The sequence below is a fragment of the Oerskovia jenensis genome (assembly GCF_016907235.1).
Classification (GTDB): domain Bacteria; phylum Actinomycetota; class Actinomycetes; order Actinomycetales; family Cellulomonadaceae; genus Oerskovia; species Oerskovia jenensis.
The window spans coordinates 4251499-4265915 of sequence record NZ_JAFBBO010000001.1 but is presented as its reverse complement, the minus strand read 5'-3'; the positions used below and the strand labels follow the sequence as shown (position 1 = coordinate 4265915).

Annotated in this window: 11 protein-coding genes; 4 read left to right on the top strand and 7 right to left on the bottom strand. The window is 73.6% G+C overall.

Annotated features, from left to right (window positions below):
- Positions 1–250 precede the first annotated feature (250 nt).
- Positions 251–931 (top strand): type II toxin-antitoxin system PemK/MazF family toxin, encoded by a 681-nt coding sequence (locus JOD49_RS19035; protein WP_205308549.1) that lies wholly within the window; start codon positions 251–253, stop codon positions 929–931.
- Positions 932–1219: 288 nt separating this feature from the next.
- Positions 1220–1480, top strand: coding sequence for a 30S ribosomal protein S20 (gene rpsT / locus JOD49_RS19030; protein WP_191788967.1), 261 nt, complete (start codon positions 1220–1222; stop codon positions 1478–1480).
- A gap of 199 nt (positions 1481–1679) precedes the next feature.
- Here rpsT and JOD49_RS19025 read toward each other — a convergent pair whose 3' ends face one another.
- On the bottom strand, positions 1680–2198 hold the full coding sequence (locus JOD49_RS19025) for a GNAT family N-acetyltransferase (RefSeq protein WP_307822652.1): 519 nt from the start codon (positions 2196–2198) through the stop codon (positions 1680–1682).
- A complete protein-coding gene (holA, locus tag JOD49_RS19020; protein WP_205308548.1) occupies positions 2195–3211 on the bottom strand; it encodes a DNA polymerase III subunit delta in 1017 nt (338 codons plus the stop codon). Before holA ends, JOD49_RS19025 begins: the two co-directional genes overlap by 4 nt.
- Between holA and JOD49_RS19015 the strand changes: the two genes are divergently transcribed.
- On the top strand, positions 3210–3377 hold the full coding sequence (locus tag JOD49_RS19015; protein ID WP_205308547.1) for a hypothetical protein: 168 nt from the start codon (positions 3210–3212) through the stop codon (positions 3375–3377). The two genes, holA and JOD49_RS19015, sit on opposite strands and share 2 nt — an antisense overlap.
- Before the next feature lie 81 nt (positions 3378–3458).
- Here the strand turns inward: JOD49_RS19015 and JOD49_RS19010 are convergent, their stop codons facing one another.
- From JOD49_RS19010 to JOD49_RS19000, 3 genes are all read right to left on the bottom strand, one after another.
- Positions 3459–6089, bottom strand: coding sequence for a ComEC/Rec2 family competence protein (locus JOD49_RS19010; RefSeq protein ID WP_307822651.1), 2631 nt, complete (start codon positions 6087–6089; stop codon positions 3459–3461).
- A 133-nt stretch (positions 6090–6222) separates the two neighbouring features.
- A complete protein-coding gene (locus JOD49_RS20415; protein ID WP_307822650.1) occupies positions 6223–7371 on the bottom strand; it encodes a ComEA family DNA-binding protein in 1149 nt (382 codons plus the stop codon).
- Positions 7372–7479: 108 nt separating this feature from the next.
- Positions 7480–8334 carry a DegV family protein gene (locus JOD49_RS19000; protein ID WP_205308545.1) on the bottom strand — a complete coding sequence of 285 codons (855 nt, stop codon included), beginning with the start codon at positions 8332–8334 and terminating at the stop codon, positions 7480–7482.
- A gap of 83 nt (positions 8335–8417) precedes the next feature.
- Between JOD49_RS19000 and JOD49_RS18995 the strand changes: the two genes are divergently transcribed.
- Positions 8418–10355, top strand: coding sequence for a helicase HerA-like domain-containing protein (locus tag JOD49_RS18995; RefSeq protein WP_205308544.1), 1938 nt, complete (start codon positions 8418–8420; stop codon positions 10353–10355).
- A 69-nt stretch (positions 10356–10424) separates the two neighbouring features.
- Here the strand turns inward: JOD49_RS18995 and JOD49_RS18990 are convergent, their stop codons facing one another.
- Positions 10425–11333, bottom strand: coding sequence for a PDDEXK-like endonuclease domain-containing protein (locus JOD49_RS18990; protein WP_205308543.1), 909 nt, complete (start codon positions 11331–11333; stop codon positions 10425–10427).
- A gap of 133 nt (positions 11334–11466) precedes the next feature.
- Positions 11467–14379, bottom strand: coding sequence for a leucine--tRNA ligase (leuS, locus tag JOD49_RS18985; protein ID WP_205309105.1), 2913 nt, complete (start codon positions 14377–14379; stop codon positions 11467–11469).
- Between the last annotated feature and the right edge of the window lie 38 nt (positions 14380–14417).

Here is a 14417-nt window from a genome sequence, read left to right as displayed (position 1 = left end):
CCCGCCCCTGCGGATCGGTGCTCGACGACGGAGCGTGAGCCGCCGGGACGCGCCCGGCAGGTCGCTGGTCGTCGCACGCAGGGTCGGACAGCAACCACCATTGTCCCACGACCCCGCACGGCCGAGGCTCACGCGCCCGGGCACGCCGGGGCACTGCTGCGTGCGCCGGGTGGGCGCCAGTGCGTGCTGGACAGGCGTCGACCGCCTGGACGCGCCCTGCTCCCCCGCCCGGCGCGGGTAGATTGCGGGCGTGGCTCAGAACATGTGGATCTCCCTGCTCACGGACGCGGCCCGCGCGATCCTCGGCGCGCTCGGCGGCTCGTCCCGCCCGGGTGGCGGATCGGAGACGGCGCACAAGCCCTCCGGCCCGACGACGTCGGGCACCCCGCGCGGGGTGGCGCCACGCCCGCGGACGGGCACGACGGCGTCGGGGACGCGGGGCCCACGACCCCGTGCGGCTCAGCAGGCCGGGCCCGCAGGCCGCACGGCCGGGGCGACCACGCCCCAGCGCGGACCCCGGCCCGGCACCGGCACCTACCCCGGCGACTACACGGGGCGCGTCCGCGCCGAGTACTCCCCGCAGCTCGACGGCGACCCGGACCCCGGTGAGATCGTCTGGACGTGGGTCCCCTTCGAGGAGGACTTCTCCCAGGGCAAGGACCGTCCCGTGCTGCTCGTCGGGCGCGACGGCGACTGGCTCCTCGCGATCATGCTCTCGAGCAAGGACCACTCGCGCGACGCGGCGGACGAGGCGCGGTGGGGGCGGCACTGGCTCGACATCGGCTCCGGCCCCTGGGACGCGCAGGGTCGCGACAGCGAGGTCCGCCTCGACCGCGTGATCCGTGTCGACCCGGGCGCCGTGCGCCGCGAAGGAGCGGTCATGGGTCGTTCCACGTTCGACACGATCGTGCGCGAGATGGGCAAGGTCTGAGAGAGCCGTCCGGGGCGGCCGCACGGCCCGCGAGGAGCGCCACCCACCGTGGGCGCGCTGTGCCCACGGCCCGCCGAACCGTCCGTCGAACCGTCGGACCGGGGGCCGGCGGTGAGCATTCTGGCCGTTCTCGCGGTCGGCTGGTAGTCTTGGTGGCTGCGTGTCCGCCCAGGTCGGCGGGCACAGTTCCAGCTCCTCCCCAAGGGTTCCCCACCCCCAGTCCCGGAGCTGGAATCGCCCTCTACGACCTATTCGATCGCTTCGGCGAACACACCAGAAAGTCCACACGTGGCAAACATCAAGTCTCAGATCAAGCGCATCAAGACGAACGAGAAGGCTCGTCTGCGCAACAAGGCCGTCAAGTCGGAGCTCAAGACGAACGTTCGCCGCGTTCGCGAGGCCGTCGCCGCCGGTGACAAGGAGGCCGCTGCCAGCGCCCTCGCCACCGCGTCGAAGAAGCTCGACAAGGCAGTCTCCAAGGGTGTCATCCACCAGAACCAGGCTGCGAACCGCAAGTCGGCTCTGTCGAAGGCCGTCAACGCTCTCTGAGCGTGACACTCCCTTCCACGCGTGACCTTGTGCGCCCCTGATCCACCTCGGGCTGCACGGTGAACGTCGAGAGGCGCTGCTCCCTCCACGGGGCAGCGCCTCTCGTGCGTCCGGGGACGGATCGTTCGTTCCGGCCTGCGTGGAGCGCCGTCGGATCGAGCCGGTCCGCAGGAGAACACCATCGGGCGGGGCGGTGCCGTCAGGCGCGGCCCGTGCCGAGCTCGGCCCGCAGGAGCACGCCGCTCCCGCCCGTGAAACGGATCGTGTGGAACGACGCCGCACGTGCCACCTCGCGGAACCCCAGGCCCTCGTGCAGTGCGAGCGAGGCGACGTTGGTCGCGTTCACGACGCAGCAGACGAAGCCCGCTCGCTCGGCCACCCAGTCCATGCGTGCCCGGGTCAGCGCGCTCCCGACGCCACCGCGGCGGAAGCCCGGGTCGACCGTGACGCCTCCGAGGTAGTGGCCGACCGGCGCAGGTCCGTCTGCGTACGACCACCGGTGGGTCTTCCCCCAGCCGACGACCTGGTCGTCCACGGTCGCGACGACCACGACCCGTTCCGGGTCGACCAGGGCGAGCACGAGCTGCTCCCGGTCCGCGCCACGACGGGCACGGCGCTCGATCTCGGCGACCGCGTCCAGGTCGTCCTGGGTCGCGCGCCGGACCCGTACACCGGCGCTCGCGTCCTGGCCCGGCACCACGGGGCCCGGGGCGCTCACCGTCCCGAGCCGTGCGCCCCGGCGATCGTCAGCACCGCACGCTCGACCGCGAAGACCGGGTCACGGCCGCCGCCCTTGACCTCGGCGTCCGCCTGCGCCACTGCGGTGATCGCGGCGGCGAGCCCCTCGGGGCTCCAGCTCGACAGGTCCTTCTTGGCACGGTCGATCTGCCACGGCGCCAGTCCCAGGTCCTTGGCCGAGACTCCCCCGCGGCCGCGCATCGCGGCGACCTTGGCGAGCGTGCGCAGCTTCATCGCGAGCACAGCGACCAGCGGCACGGGGTCCAGGCCCGTCGCGAGCGCGTGCCGCAGCAACGACACGGCCTCGCCCGCCTTGCCCGCGACGGCCGCGTCGGCGACCCGGAACCCCGTGGCCTCGACCCTGCCCCCGTAGTACCGGTCGACCGTCGCGGCACTGATGGTGCCCGTGGTGTCCGCGACGAGCTGTGCGCACGCGCTCGCGAGCTCGCGCAGATCGTTGCCGAGCGCCTCGACGAGCGCCTTGACCGCTCCCGCGTCGGCCCGACGCCCCGCAGCCTTGAACTCCGCGGCGACGAACGACAGCTTGTCGGCGTCCTTCTTGATGGCCTCGCACACCACGACCGGGGCTCCGCTCGCCCGGATCGCGTCGAGCATCTTCTTGCCCCGCACCCCGCCGCCGTGCACGATCACGACGGTCGTTTCCGGGTCCGGCGAGGCCACGTAGTCCACGACGTCCGGGATGAGCGCGTCGGCCGCCGCCTCCGCGCCCCGCACCACGACGAACTTGGGCTCACCGAAGAGCGACGGGCTCGCGGCGACCGTCAGCATGCCGGACTCGTAGGTCACGGCCTCGATCTCCGACTTCTCCGCCTCGGGGTCGCGGGCCCGAGCGAGCTCGAGCAGCGCGTCGACGGCTCGCTCCGCGAGCAGCCCCTCGGGTCCCTGCACCAGCACCACGGGCGCGAGCTCGACGGCGTTCCAGGGGAGGGTCGCGGACGGGCGGGCAGAGGTGCGGGAGGGAGCGGCAGCCATGGGCACAACGATCCCACGGCCCACCCACCCGGGGCACATCCCGGGACACGCCCCGGTGCACGCCCCGGTGCACGTCCCGGTGCACGCCCCGGTGCACGTCCCGGTGCACGTCCCGGTGCACGTCCCGGTGCACGCCCCGGTGCCGAGCATGCGGTGGGCGTCGTGACGGGCCGGATTCCGGACGACAACCGCATGCTCGACCGACCACAACCGCATGCTCGGCATCCGAGCGGCGCAGCCCGTCCCGTCAGCCGTCCGCGCAGCCGGCGACCGCGAGAGCCGCGTCACGCACGACGAGCGCGAACGTCCCGCACCGGTCCGTGCGCAGGACCGCCGCTCCGACGCTCCCGTAGAGGTCGAGTGCAGCGTCGGTCGGGTGACCGTAGGTGTTCTCGCCCGAGCTCACGATCGCGACCGTGGGGCTCAGGAGTGCCGCAAGCCCCGGCGACTGGACGCGGGACCCGTGGTGAGCGACCTTGACGACGTCGACCTCGGCACCACCGTCGCGGGACCGCAAGGTCCGCTCGAGCGCCTCCTGCCCGGCGTCCTCGAGGTCGCCGAGCGTGACGAGCGTGAGCTGCGGGGTGGTGACGAGCAGGGCGATGCTCGCGTCGTTGGCTCCCCCGTCGGCCTCGGCGAGGGTGGGCCGCCCCCGCTGACGGCTCGGCGACGGGTCGCTGGACGTGGTGCCCGGTCCGGCCTGCAGCACCTCCCACGACACGTCGCCGAGCACCCCGCCGGTCCCGGGCTCGGCGACCTCGACGAGCACCCCTCGGCCGGTCAGGTCGTCGAGAACCCGATCGGCCTGCGCGGCCGGGTCCCCGAGGCCGGTCACGAGCACCCTGTCCACCCGACGTCCGTCGAGCACCGCGTCGAGCCCACCGACGTGGTCGGCGTGGAAGTGCGTGAGCACGAGCAGGTCGAGGCGCTCGACACCGAGCTCGTCGAGGCAGTTCCCTGCGGCGTCCCCTGCGGGCCCGACGTCGATCATGAGGCCGCGCCCGGCCCCGGTGCGGACCACGAGTCCGTCACCCTGCCCGACGTCGCACGCCGTGACCGCCCAGTCGGCCGGCACGTCCCGTCCTGCGGGGGCGACCCAGCGCGGCCACGCGAGGACCACGCATCCGGTGGCCACGGTGGCGAGCAGCGACCAGGCCACCAGAAGGCGCAGTGTGGCGCGACGCCGTCGGGCGGTGAACGCCTCCCGTGCGTTCGCCCGCACCGCCGTGCGCCACGCGTGGGGCCACCCGCTCCCCCGGCTCCACGGCACGCGCACCCCGACCAGGCCCGCGACCCACCGCCACCGCCACACCAGGACGATCCCGACGACCGTCAGCACCGCGAGCGCCGCCGCTCCGCCGAGCCCGCCGGGCCACGGCAGCCGCGCCCCGGGCAGGTCCGCGAAGAAGCGCGCCACGGCGGCGATCCACCAGGACGCCAGCCCCGCGGGCCATGCGAGCAGCACCCCGCCCAGCGGGAACCACGGCGCCACGATCGTCGCGAGCACCCCGAGCACGGTCGCCGGCACGAGCGCCGGGGCGGCGACCAGGTTGGCGGGTACCGCGTAGGTCGCGACGGAGGGGTCGAGCAGCACGAGGATCGGCGCGCACGCGAGCTGCGCCGTCAGGGGGACCGCGAGCGCGAACGCCGGGACCTTGCCGATCCACGGAGCGAGGCGCCGGGCCACGGGCTGGGTCCCGAGCACCAGGGCGGCGGTCGCGACGCTCGACAGGACGAACCCGTACGAGCGCGCGAGCCACGGGTCCAGCACGAGCAGCACGACCACAACGGCCGCGAGCGCCGGCATCGCCCTGGACGGCCGCCCCAGCCCGACCCCGGCGAGCCCGACGACCCCCATGGCCGCGGCGCGCAGCACGCTCGGGTCGGGGTGGACCAGCAGGACGAAGCCCGCCATGGCCGCACCCGTCACGACCACGCGTGCCCAGCGCGGCGCACGTGCCGTGGCGCACAGCGCGGTCACGGTCGCGACGACGATCGCGAAGTGCCCGCCCGAGACCGCCGTCACGTGCGTCAGCCCCGTGGTCCTGAGGGCCGAGTCGAGCTCGTCGTCGATGCGTGACGTGTCGCCGACCGCCACACCGGGCAGGAGCGCTCGCGCGTCGTCGGGCAGCCCGTCCGAGGCCGTGAGCAGGTCGGTCCGCAGGATGTCGACGGTCCGCAGGACCGGTCCGGGTTCGGCGACGAGCCCGGGTGGTCCGGTCGCGACGAGCGTCGCGACGGCCTTGTCGCCGGGGTCGGCGAGCGTCAGCGTGCCCGACGCGCGGACCTCGCTCCCGTAGGTCACGTCGCCCCAGGCGAGACCTGCGAGGACGTCGGCCTGCCCGCCCGCGGGGGCTGCCACGCCGCGGCCCTGCACGGTCGAGAGGGCGAGCGTGGTGCGCACGGAGTCCGTCTCCCCCGACCACGGGTTGGTCACCTTCTCCGGCTCGCCGACGACCCGCCCGACGACCTCGACCGTCGCGCCCCGCGCCGCGAGGTCCGCGGCGCCCCCCGCGGCTCGCTCGACGAGGTGGACCGACCCGGCCACCAGGACGGCGAGCACGCACGCCAGGAGCACGACGACCTGCCCGAGCCGGCGGTGTCGCGGCGCGCGCTGCCGCTGCCCAGGCGCCCCCGGTGCGCGCGGCGTGCGCGCGACCGCATCCGGCCGCCGGCTCCCCAGGGCACCTGGCCCACCGGAGTCGGGCACCACGCCGACCAGCACGGTCGCGTGATCCGTTCGTCCTCGCGTCGTGAGCAGCAGCGCCCCGAGGAGCGTCAGCAGGACGGCGGTCACGACGACCGATACCAGCACCGGGCCGGGTCCGGCCGCCGAGAGCCACCACGCGCTCCCCCAGGAGGCGAGCGCGGAGGGCACCAGCCGGAGGTCGGTCGCGGTCGCCCGTGGCGGCCGCGGCGCGGCGAGCGGTGACGGCGCGGCGAGCGGTGACGGCGGGCCCGCAGGTGCCCCGTTCGACGACGCCACGGGCGAGGGCGACGCGGGCCGCACCTCAGACCCGGACCTGGTCGCGCAGCCTCGCGAGCAGTGCGTCTCCGATCCCGCTCACCTCCCCCAGCTCCTCGACGGTCGTGAACGGTCCGTTCGCCTCTCGCCACTCGACGATCCGGGCAGCGAGCACGGGTCCGATCCCCGACAGTCCGTCGAGGGCGGCCTCGTCGGCCGAGTTGAGGTCGAGCGGTCCCGTCGCCGGTGCAGCGCCTCCCGGTGCGGGCTGCGGAACGGCGGCGACGACCTCACCGGGTCGAGGCACGACGATCTGCTCGCCGTCGACGACCTCCCGTGCCAGGTTCACCCCCGCGAGATCCGCGTCCCCGGTGGCATCCCCGGCCGCGGTGAGCGCGTCGACGACGCGTGACCCCGCGGGCACCGTCACGAGCCCGGGCGCGGCCACCGCCCCGACCACGTGCACGACGACGTCGCGCACCGCAGGCGGCGAAGTTCCCTCCTCGGCGGCCTGTCCAGGTGCGGCTCCCTGCTCGGGGCGGGACCCGTCGGAGTCGTCGTCGCCCGGACCCGCGTCCACGACCGTCCCCGGGACGTCGTGTTCCGCGCCCGGTGCTCCCAGCGCTGCCACGGGGCGCAGGTCGTCACCGTCCGCGAGCGCCCACGCACCGACGACGATCGCGAGCAGCAGCACCGCGACCGCGGCGACCACGGCTGTCCTTGCCCCCACGGACCAGCGGCGCGGGCCGCCGTCGTGCACGTGCTCGAACCCCGAGTGCGTCGTCGGGTGGCCGTTCGCGGCCGTGTACGCCTCGGCGACCGCGAACAGGGGACCGCGTCGAGGTGCGTCCCTCTCCCACGGCAGCTCCTCGCCCTCAGCACCCGACCCTGAACCTGAGGTCGAACGTGAGGGCCGCAGGTCGCCCGCTGAGCGCCCCGGGCCGGCGATCGACGTCTCGCGGTCCAGCCCCTCCGCCCCCCGCCACCACGTGGCGTCCTCACCCTCCGGCGCGGGACCACTGCGTCTCGACCCGGGGTCGAGAATCGGGTCGAGAGTCCGGTCGAGAGTCGGGTCGAGGCCGCGCAGGCGACGCAACCCGGCTCCTCCCCCGTCGACCGAGGGGTCGGCCCCGCGCACGCCGACGTGCGGCAGGTCGTCGTCGGCGGTCGGTGGGCGCGTCCGGGAGAAGGTCACGCGGGCACGCTAGGCCCCTGGCCCCACCGCCCGCCGGGCGCGGCGAGGGTGCTGTGGACGCGACGCGCTGCAGGCCGACCTGTGCACGGCCAACCGCCGAGGAAGGGCCTACGGTGCGCGGTCCGCCACGACGATCGCCAGCACACCGGGTCCCGCGTGGGCCCCGACGACCGCGCTCACGGGCGTGACCGATGCCCGCACCCCGGTCTCGTCCCACAGCCGGTCGGCCACGTCTCTCGCCGCGCCGTCGTCGCCCAGGTAGTGCACCGCGAGCTCGGGCTCGCCCCGACGCTCGACCGAGTCGACCGCCACCTGGATCAGCCGGTCCACCGCCGCGCCCCGCGTCCGGACCTTCTGGATCACCTCGATGCGACCGTCGCGCACCGCGAGCAGCGGTCTCACGCCGAGCACGGTCCCGAGGGTCGCGGCCGCCACTCCCAGGCGGCCACCGCGGCGCAGGTGGTCGAGCGAGTCGACCATGAAGATCGCTCGGCTCGAGTCCGCGACCGCGATCGCGCGGCGAGCCACCTCGTCGACGGTCCCGCCGGCCGCCGCGGCGTCGGCCGCCGCGAGCGCCGCGAACCCCAGCCCCATCGCGACGGTCCGCGAGTCCACGACCCGCACCGGCACCGGGGAGCGCGTCGCCGCGAGCGCGGCCGCGTGCACCGTGCCCGACAGGTCTCCCGACAGGTGGATCGAGACGATCGACCGCGCACCGGCCCCCGCCGCAGCCTCGTAGGCCGTGACCAGGGCGTGCGGCGTCGGCTGCGAGGTCGTGACCCGCTCGCCCGCACCGATCCGCTCCGCGACGTCGTCCGGCGAGACGTCGACGCCCTCGAGGAACACCTCGTCCCCGGCCAGCACGTGCAGGGGCACCACGGACAGCGCCGGGTGGTCACCGGTGGGGAGGGAGGCGGTCGAGTCCGTGACGACGTGGACGGCCGGGTGCTTCGCAGGACTCATCTTCGGGACACCTTACGTGGCGGTCACGGGCGGTCGCATCCTGCGCCGCGCGCTCACCGGGGCACCGCCCTAGTATCCGAGACATGCCCGACGACGCAGCCCCCTCCCCCGCAGAGCTCGCCGCCCTGAAGGCAGCCGCCGCACAGGCAGCCGCCGAGGCGGCCGAGGCCAAGGCCGCCGCAGCACAGGCCGCGCTCGAGGCCGCCGAGGCCGCAGCGGCCGGCAGCACCGGCACCCCCTCCGGTGCGGGTTCCCCCGCCGGACCGGGCACCGAGGCGCCTGACGCACCCGCCGACGCCGCGCCGTCGGGCACGCCGGACCCGGCCACCCCGGACCCGGCAGCCGCACCTCCCGCGCAGGCTCCGCCGTCGGGCCCCCTGGACGGCTACCCCGCCGAGGTCGCCGCGGGCTACGCCTCCAAGGACGCGACGCTCGCGCTGGGTGCGCTGCTCGAAGCCCCCGACGCGGCTCCCGGCGACCCCGTGCCGCGCGCCGACGTCCAGGTCGGGTTCTCGCTCGCGATGCTCAACCGCCACGGACTGGTCGCCGGGGCCACCGGGACGGGCAAGACCAAGACGCTGCAGGGCATGGCCGAAGGACTGTCCGACGCCGGGGTGCCGACGTTCGTCGCCGACATCAAGGGCGACCTGTCGGGGCTCGCCGTGCCCGGCGCGAGCGGCGAGAAGATCCTCGAGCGCACCGCGAGCATCGGGCAGGACTGGGAGCCGACCACCTACCCGGTCGAGTTCTACTCGCTCGGCGGGCTCGGCAAGGGCATCCCGATCCGGACGACCGTGAGCGACTTCGGGCCGCTGCTGCTGTCCAAGGTGCTGGGGCTCAACGACACGCAGGAGTCGAGCCTGGGGCTCATCTTCCACTGGGCCGACACGCAGGGCCTCGCACTGCTCGACCTCAAGGACCTGCAGTCGACCATCGCGTACCTCACCTCGGACGACGGCAAGGCCGAGCTCACGGGCATCGGCGGGCTGTCCACGGCCACGGCCGGTGTCATCCTGCGCGAGATCGTGACGCTCCAGGCGCAAGGAGCGGACGTGTTCTTCGGCGAGCCCGCGTTCGACACGACCGAGCTGCTGCGCGTCGCCGCCGATGGCCGCGGCACGATCTCGGCGCTCGAGCTGCCCGCCGTCCAGGACCGGCCCGCGCTCTTCTCGACGTTCCTCATGTGGCTGCTCGCCGACCTGTACCAGGACCTGCCCGAGGTCGGCGACCTCGACAAGCCCAGGCTCGTCTTCTTCTTCGACGAGGCGCACCTGCTGTTCACGGGTGCGACCAAGGAATTCGTGGCGCAGGTCGTGCAGACCGTGCGGCTCATCCGCTCCAAGGGCGTGGGCGTGTTCTTCGTGACGCAGAGCCCCAAGGACGTGCCCGCCGACGTCCTGGCCCAGCTCGGCAACCGCGTCCAGCACGCGCTGCGCGCCTTCACGCCCGACGACGCCGCGGCCCTGCGCGCGGCCGTGCGGACGTTCCCGCGGTCCCCCTACGACCTGGAGCAGCTGCTGCAGTCGCTCGGGACGGGCGAGGCCGTGGTCACGGTGCTGACCGAGAAGGGTGCCCCGACACCGGTCGCGTGGACCCGGGTGCGGGCGCCGCAGTCGTCGATGGAGCCCGCACCGGAGGCCGTGATCGACGGGATCGTGGCAGGCTCGCCGCTCGCCGCGCGGTACACCGTGGCGGTCGACAACGAGTCGGCCTACGAGCTGCTGACCGCGCGGATCGCCGCGCAGCGGGCCGCGGCGGAACAGGCGGCGACCGCCGAGAAGGTCGCCAAGGAGCAGGAGGCCGCCCAGAAGGAGGCGGACAAGGCGGCCAAGAAGCAGGCCGACGAGCTCGAGAAGATGCGCGCCAAGCTCGAACGGGACGCGGCCCGCGCCGGGAGCGGGACGCGGAGCACTCCCCGGAAGTCGAGCGCGTCGTCGGGGCTCGACAAGTTCCTGGGGTCGATGGCGACGCAGCTCGGGCGGGAGATCACGCGGACGGTGTTCGGCACCCGCCGCCGCTGAGACGGCCAGCTCCGCTGAGTGCGTGATTCGGCTGCGACTCGCCGGGCGTGTCGCAGCCGAATCACGCACTCAACGAGCCAGGGCCGCCTGTACACGGCGGATCAGCCGTTCAGGATGTCGGATCACATCGTCCGCGGTGACCGTGATGATCAGCCAGCCAGCCTCTTCGAGGCGCTGCCGACGCTCGACGTCTCGTCGCCAGGTGGCCGGATCGGTCCGGTGGACGTCGCCGTCGTACTCGATCGCGATCCGGAGCGCCGGGTAGGACATGTCGGGCAGCGCCAGGAACGCCCCCGACGGGTCGATCGCAGGCACGTTGACCTGCGGACAGGGCAGTCCCGCTTCCACGAGGATCATCCGCGTCCGGGACTCCATCGAGGAATCGGTCCCAGCGACGACGTGCTCGATCGCCGCACGCGCACTGACTATCCCTCGCATCTTGTGTGTCGCAGCGAGCAGGTCGCGCAGCTTCTCGACGGTCGTCGCAGGGTTCTTCCGGCGAGTCATGGAGTCCCCCAGCACCACGAGATCGGTCACGCTGAGCCCGTCAGAGAGGTGGAGCCAGGTCTGCGCGGGTGTCGTGACCGGGAGGCCGTGCCACGTGAAGACCTCGAGCGCCGGCTGGTTGCACGCGTGGGCGACGAGGTCCTTCCTCTGCGGCCGCACGTCCCGACGCGGAACGACGACGTGCAGGCGTTCTGGCGTCTCGTGACCTCCGGCGAACCCGCGGTCCAACCGCCAAGGCACCTCGATCCCGAGCAACCTGAGCGCTGTGACGTGGCTGAACGCGGCGGACGGCGGCAAGATCTCCAGAGCGGCGCGGCACCGGGCGGCGACAGTGTCGACACTGCCGGTCGGCACGCGCACTCCGCGGATCGGCGCCTCCCACCAGGGCCGGCCCAGGTCGTGGCGTGTCAGCCCATAGCTCGCTGCGTCCCGCGAGCGGAGCACGACCGATGGCATCTGAGGGTTCGTCATGCGGCCACGATGCGCCGATCGGCGGCGCCATAGTGGTGAGCCGACGAATCTGTGGACAACGCGCCGTTGAGTGCGTGATTCGGCTGCGACTCGCCGGGCGAGTCGCAGCCGAATCACGCACTCAACAGAGATGTCAGGCCGGGACCACGTTCACCAGCTTCGGGGCGCGGACGATGACCGTGCGGATGCCCCGCCCGTCGAGCGTGCGCTGCACGTTCGCGTCCGCCAGTGCCAGCTCACGCAGCTCGTCCTCGCCGATCGACGGCGGGACCTCGAGGCGGCTGCGGACCTTGCCCTGGACCTGCACGACGCACGTCACGGTGTCCTCGACCAGGTACTCGTCGAGCGCGACCGGGAAGGGCGCGTGGGCCAGCGACTGCGGGTGGCCGAGGCGGGACCACAGCTCTTCCGCGATGTGCGGCGCGATGGGCGCCACCATGAGGATCAGCGGCTCGATCGCCTCGCGCGGCACACGGTCCAGCCCCGTGAGGTGGTTGTTGAGCGCGATGAGCTTGGCGATCGCCGTGTTGGAGCGCATGTGCTCCATCTCGACGCGCACGTCCGCGATCGTCCGGTGGACCAGGCGCAGGGTCGCGACCTCGGCGGGCTCGTCGGAGACCGTCGTCTCGCCCGTGTCCTCGCTGACCACGTTGCGCCACAGCCGCTGCAGGAACCGCTGCGAGCCGACGACGGCGCGCGTGTCCCAGGGGCGCGACAGGTCGAGCGGCCCCATGGACATCTCGTACACGCGGAACGTGTCGGCGCCGTAGGCCTCGTACATGTCGTCGGGCGTCACGACGTTCTTGAGCGACTTGCCCATCTTCCCGTACTCGCGGTGGACGGGCTCGCCCTTCCACAGGTACCGGACCTCGTCGCCGCTGCCTTCTTCGACGACCTCCTCGGCCGGCACGTACGCGCCGCGCGCGTCGGTGTAGGCGTAGGCCTGCACGTAGCCCTGGTTGAAGAGCTTGTGGAACGGCTCGGTGCTGGTCACGTGCCCCAGGTCCAGGAGCACCTTGTGCCAGAAGCGCGCGTAGAGCAGGTGCAGCACGGCGTGCTCGACGCCGCCCACGTACAGGTCGACGCCGCCCGCGGGCCCGGCCGTGGCGTTGTGCCCGGGGCCCGTCCAGTACTTCTCGAGCTCGGGCGAGGCCATGTGCTCGGTGTCCGCGGGGTCGAGGTAGCGCAGGTAGTACCAGCAGGACCCGGCCCAGTTGGGCATGGTGTTGGTGTCGCGGCGGTAGGTCTTGGGACCGTCGCCCAGGTCGAGCGTGACGTTGACCCAGTCCTCGTTGCGGCCCAGCGGCGGCTCGGGCGAGGAGTCGGCGTCGTCGGGCTCGTAGGTGCGCGGCGAGTAGTCGGGGACCTCGGGCAGGTTGACGGGCAGCAGCTCGTCGGGCAGCGCGATGGGCTGGTCGTTCTCGTCGTAGACGATGGGGAACGGCTCGCCCCAGTAGCGCTGGCGGCTGAAGAGCCAGTCGCGCAGGCGGTAGGTGACGGTGCCCGTGCCGATGTCCTTGGCCTCGAGCCACTCGATCATGGCGCGCTTGGCGTCGAGCACGCTCAGGCCGTCGAGCGAGATCTCGTCGTTGGACGAGTTGACGATCTCGCCGTCGCCCGTCCAGGCGCCCTCGTGGCCCTCGGGGGCCGCGACCGTGCGGACCACGGGCAGCTCGAAGGCCTCGGCGAACGCGTGGTCGCGCTCGTCGCCGCCGGGGACGGCCATGATGGCACCCGTGCCGTAGCCCATGAGGACGTAGTCCGCGGTGAACACGGGGATGAGCGTGCCGTTGACGGGGTTGACCGCGAGGTGGCCCGTGAACACGCCGGTCTTCTTGCCGGCGTCGGCCTGGCGCTCGACCGCGGTCTTGGCCGCGGCCTCCTTGCGGTAGGCGGCGACGGCGTCGATGGGGGTCGCGTGCCCGCCGGTCCACGCGTCGCGCGTGCCGTCGGGCCACTCGGCGGGGACCTCGTCGAGCAGGGGGTGCTCGGGCGAGACGACCATGAACGTCGCGCCGAACAGGGTGTCGGGGCGCGTGGTGAAGACCTCGACGTCCTGGGTCGCGGCCCCGCCGATCGCCCCGTCGATCGCGAAGCGCACGTTCGCACCCTCGCTGCGGCCGATCCAGTTGCGCTGCATGGACTTGACCTTCTCGGGCCAGTCGATGAGGTCGAGGTCGTCGGCCAGGCGGTCGGCGTACGCGGTGATGCGCATGTTCCACTGGCGCAGGCTGCGCTGGAAGACGGGGAAGTTGCCGCGCTCGGAGCGACCGTCGGACGTGACCTCCTCGTTGGCGAGCACGGTGCCCAGACCCGGGGCCCAGTTCACGGGAGACTCGGACACGTAGGCCAGGCGCTGCGGGTCGATCACGGCGCGCTGCGCGACGCGGTCGAGGTCTGCCCAGCGGGTGCCCTCGGGGTGGCCGGGGACGGGCCGCGTGCCCGCGGCGTACTCGGCCACGAGCTCGGTGACGGGGCGCGCACGGCCCGTGCCGCCGTCGGGACGCACGGCGTCCTCGTCGTACCAGGCCTCGAAGATCTGCAGGAAGATCCACTGGGTCCAGCGGACGTACTCGGGGTCGATCGTCGCGAACGATCGGCGCGAGTCGTGGCCCAGGCCCAGGCGGCGGAGCTGGCGCTTCATGTTGGCCATGTTGGCCTCGGTCGTGACGCGCGGGTGCTGACCGGTCTGCACCGCGAACTGCTCGGCGGGCAGGCCGAACGCGTCGTAGCCGAGGGCGTGCAGCACGTTGTCGCCGCACATGCGCCGGAAGCGCCCGACGACGTCGGTCGCGATGTACCCGAGCGGGTGCCCCACGTGCAGGCCCGCGCCCGAGGGGTACGGGAACATGTCCATGATGAAGTAGGGCGAGCGCCCGTCGGCGTGCTTGCCGTCGCCGTCGGTGAGGTGGCCCGAGGGGTTGGCCGCCCAGAACGTGCCGCGCTCCTCCCACGCGTCCTGCCACCGGAGCTCGATGTCCTGCGCGAGGGCGGGCGTGTAGCGGTGGGAGGTCGTCTCGGGCGAGGACGCGGGGGCGTCGTGCACGGACTCGGCGGGGTTCTCGGGGGCGGGGTTCTCAGGCG

Excerpts from the sequence above, each read along its gene's own strand:
- JOD49_RS19015 (WP_205308547.1), top strand. The coding sequence starts at position 3,210 with ATGGGCACAACGATCCCACGGCCCACCCACCCGGGGCACATCCCGGGA.
- holA (WP_205308548.1), bottom strand. The coding sequence starts at position 3,211 with ATGGCTGCCGCTCCCTCCCGCACCTCTGCCCGCCCGTCCGCGACCCTC.
- JOD49_RS19000 (WP_205308545.1), bottom strand. The coding sequence starts at position 8,334 with ATGAGTCCTGCGAAGCACCCGGCCGTCCACGTCGTCACGGACTCGACC.
- JOD49_RS18995 (WP_205308544.1), top strand. The coding sequence starts at position 8,418 with ATGCCCGACGACGCAGCCCCCTCCCCCGCAGAGCTCGCCGCCCTGAAG.
- JOD49_RS18990 (WP_205308543.1), bottom strand. The coding sequence starts at position 11,333 with ATGACGAACCCTCAGATGCCATCGGTCGTGCTCCGCTCGCGGGACGCA.